Annotated in this window: 4 protein-coding genes; 2 read left to right on the top strand and 2 right to left on the bottom strand. The window is 50.4% G+C overall.

Translation table 11 applies throughout. The annotated features are described in order from the left end of the window. On the bottom strand, window positions 1-185 hold a 185-nt coding region (locus ACYC56_RS13765), incomplete at its 3' end, for a hypothetical protein (protein ID WP_461374743.1). On the opposite strand from ACYC56_RS13765, the gene ACYC56_RS13760 reads away from it, so the two are divergent. Further along, a complete protein-coding gene (locus ACYC56_RS13760) occupies window positions 96-845 on the top strand; it encodes a CoA transferase (RefSeq protein WP_461374742.1) in 750 nt (249 codons plus the stop codon). The genes ACYC56_RS13765 and ACYC56_RS13760 overlap by 90 nt on opposite strands. Beyond that, window positions 823-2,193, top strand: a complete 1,371-nt coding sequence (locus ACYC56_RS13755) for a CaiB/BaiF CoA transferase family protein (protein ID WP_461374741.1) — start codon at window positions 823-825, stop codon at window positions 2,191-2,193. The genes ACYC56_RS13760 and ACYC56_RS13755 overlap by 23 nt, the downstream gene beginning before the upstream one ends. A gap of 135 nt (window positions 2,194-2,328) precedes the next feature. Here ACYC56_RS13755 and ACYC56_RS13750 read toward each other — a convergent pair whose 3' ends face one another. Next, window positions 2,329-3,018 (bottom strand): CBS and ACT domain-containing protein, encoded by a 690-nt coding sequence (locus ACYC56_RS13750; protein ID WP_461374740.1) that lies wholly within the window; start codon window positions 3,016-3,018, stop codon window positions 2,329-2,331. Window positions 3,019-3,171 lie beyond the last annotated feature (153 nt).

Below are 3,171 nucleotides of genomic sequence, written 5' to 3'. Positions count from 1 at the left end.
TTTCGGTCACCTGACATCCGTATACGGAAAAATATTTTAAAATCCCGGATTTTTTCGGTGATTTTTTCCCGGGCTTTTATGCGGCCATGCTGATCCTGACGGCCCTCAATTATCGGGAGAGGACCGGAGAAGGGCAGTATATCGACGGCTGTCAGGCCGAAATTCTGATGAGGTCTTTGTTTCATTTTACCCATCACGAAGCTACCGGGGAAGACCTGGGGAGGACCGGGAATTCAGACCCCACTATGGCCCCATCAGGAATATTTAAAACAAAAGACGATAAATTCGTCGCTCTGGCTATCGCTACGGACAAGCAGTTCCAATCCTTCTGCCAAGTCCTGGGCCGGGAAGATCTATTCCGGGACAATAAATATAAAAAAGCCCAGGACCGGCTCAAGCCGGAGAATGCCGCGGAATTGGATCGGATTGTTGAAAAATGGGTCTCAGCGCAAGAGGCTGCTGTAGTAATTGACTTAGGCCGAAAAAATCGTTTTGCCGCTGCCGAGGTCATGGATGATGTGCAAATCCATGATGATCCCTGGCGGCGGGAAAGGGGGAGTGTTTTTCCTTTTCAGGATGATATGTATAAGGAACTGGTGCTGGAAGGACCGATAGCCATGCTCAGCAAAACCCCGGGGCGGACCAAATGGCTTACCCGTCCCCTGGGATATCATAACCGCTATGTCTTAAAAAAGTTTTTAGGTCTGACCGAAGCCCAGATCAAGCAGCTGGAAAAAGAAAGGGTCGTGGGCTACTGGGACTTCCGGGTCGGTCAGCGACCTCCCATTTATCATAACCTGGAAAAGGATCCGATTTTTAATTATGAAAGGGGTGAGGACCATTAAAGAGCGGGTCTATTCAAGATATTTACAGAAAAAAGGGGTTTCCCGTAAGCTTTCCGGATGGAACGAGTTTCTGTCAAAAATGATGTCCGCGGAAGGAAAGCCGGAAGCCCTGGATGATATGGTGGTTCTTGACCTGAGTTATGCCAACTTTTCGGGAACCATCACCGCCAGCTTTTTTGCCGAAGCCGGCGCTGAGGTGATCAAGATTGAACCCCCGGAAGGGGACCCGGCCAGGGTCATGAGTCCCTATGGAAGCAATATCAAAGGGGTGGGAATCCCCTATCTGATGGAAAGCCGGAATAAGAGAAACATCACCCTGGATGTCGGGGATCCGGGAGACCGGGAAAATATTAAGCGCCTGGCCACCCGGGCCGATGTACTTATTGAGACCTTTGCCCCCGGCGAAATGGATTCCTGGGGGATCGGTTATCGCCAGCTGCGGGACCTCAACCCCGGCCTGGTCTATATTGCCATTACTCCCTATGGTCATTATACGGCCAGGGGCAGGGAAATGGCGGGAATGCCCTGGACCGATTTGACCAGCCAGGCTGAGTCCGGTCTGGCGGCCTTGATCGGCGACCTCCCGGGTACCCCGGACCCTTATAACTGGCCCACCCGGGCCGGGTTTTACGCCGCCGGCTACACCACAGCCGTGGGCGCGGCCTGTGGAGGGCTGACGGCCTCTTTTTTCAAAAGACGGACCGGTGAAGGACAAATGATCGATATCGCTTCAGCCGATGCCTACACCTCCTGCGTCGGATTTCCTCCCACCATCGGCTATGTCTGGAAAAAACCCCGGCTTCGATATGGGACTCTGGACTATGGCTTGTGTCCATATGGTTTTTTCAAGTGCAAAGACGGTTATGTGGCCATCGCCTGTTTCCGGGACCAGGACTTCCGGGCAGCCATGAAGATTCTGGGCACCTGGAAATTAGAGGAAGACTGGAAATCCCTCCTGGACCGGATCACCGATGATATCGATAAGGTAAAAGAATTGAACGATGAAGTGGAAAAGGCGGTCGGTAAATACACCTATCAGGAAATATCCGAGAAATTTTCCAGATACAGTGTCAAGTCGGCCCGGTCCAAATGGCGGGGCGGCGGGCTGCCGGTAACCACCAAGATGTTGACCCCTAAAGAGGTCCTGGCCCAGGAGCACTGGCAGGTTCGCGGCTCTTTCGCCAAGGTGGATCATCCGGCCTTCGGGATCGTCACCTTACCCATCACCGGAAAGATGTCCAAAACTCCTTTCAGGGTGAAATGGATTTCGGCCGACATCGGCGGGGACAACGAATATATTTTTAAAAAATATGGATTAGAGCCTCGAAAAACCGGGGAAGGCACCTGATAAAAAATTTCAATTCCCGGGAGAGCTCTCAGCAATTAGCGGTCAGCTCTTAGAAAAAAGTGCTTTTGCTGACGGCTAAAGGCTAAGTGCTATCCGCTCCCATCCCGAAATCATCAATGTCCGGAGGGAAACTGACTATACCCGGTTTCTTTTACTTTTCGGGAGCTGATCCAGATACCACTCCATGGGGTTAAGCAGGGTAAATCCCATGGCCTTCAGTTTCTTTTTTACCTTCGTCACATTGTTGGTCAGGAGATAGGGGAAGACCATTCGTTTTCCTTCTTCCCAATGTCTGGCGACCAGGACACTGCCGAAAGAGATCCTTTCCTCACTAATGGCATCGACAATTTTTTTCAACGTCCCCACTTTGTCTTCAGCCAGAATACACAAAAGCGTTCCAGGTTCTTCGATTCCCAGGACATTGATAAAAGCGCGCATTAAATCCTGCCGGGAAATAATCCCTATCACTTTTCCCTTCTGATCCACTACGGGAAAGGCGCCGACTCGAATTTTGTGCATCATCAGCAGGGCATCCTCAAGAGTCTGGCTGGGAGAAACTGTAACCGGATTTTTGGTCATAATATCTTCGATCTTTAAATGGGACAGCCGAGCCCTTTCTTTTTTTTTGTCTTGGTCGGACAAAAGACCGGACGGCAAGGCGCTTCTGATGTCTCGATCGGTAACAATACCGATCAGGATGTCCTCCCCCTCAACCACGGGCAGGGAATGGATATGGTGTTTTTCCAGCTTCTCCTTGGCCTCCAGAATGCCGGCCTCCGGTTTAATAGTGATTACATTTTTGGTCATAGATCGATCGATAAACATAATGCCTCCGTTATTAGTCTATGTAGTGGTTGATTCTTTTATCCTCAGGCGGTTATCGGCCAATAGTATTTTTACGTGATTATTAATGAGTTCCGGCAGCCGGTTAAGACAATAGCCTCCCTCAAGGATCGAAACAATCCTTCCTTGAGAGTA

The sequence above is a fragment of the Candidatus Aquicultor sp. genome (assembly GCF_054640775.1).
This window is presented reverse-complemented; position numbering and strand designations above follow the sequence as displayed.

What these genes read in the sequence shown, in the direction of transcription:
- ACYC56_RS13750 (WP_461374740.1), bottom strand. Translation starts at nt 3,018, where the DNA reads ATGTTTATCGATCGATCTATGACCAAAAATGTAATCACTATTAAACCG.
- ACYC56_RS13755 (WP_461374741.1), top strand. Translation starts at nt 823, where the DNA reads ATGAAAGGGGTGAGGACCATTAAAGAGCGGGTCTATTCAAGATATTTA.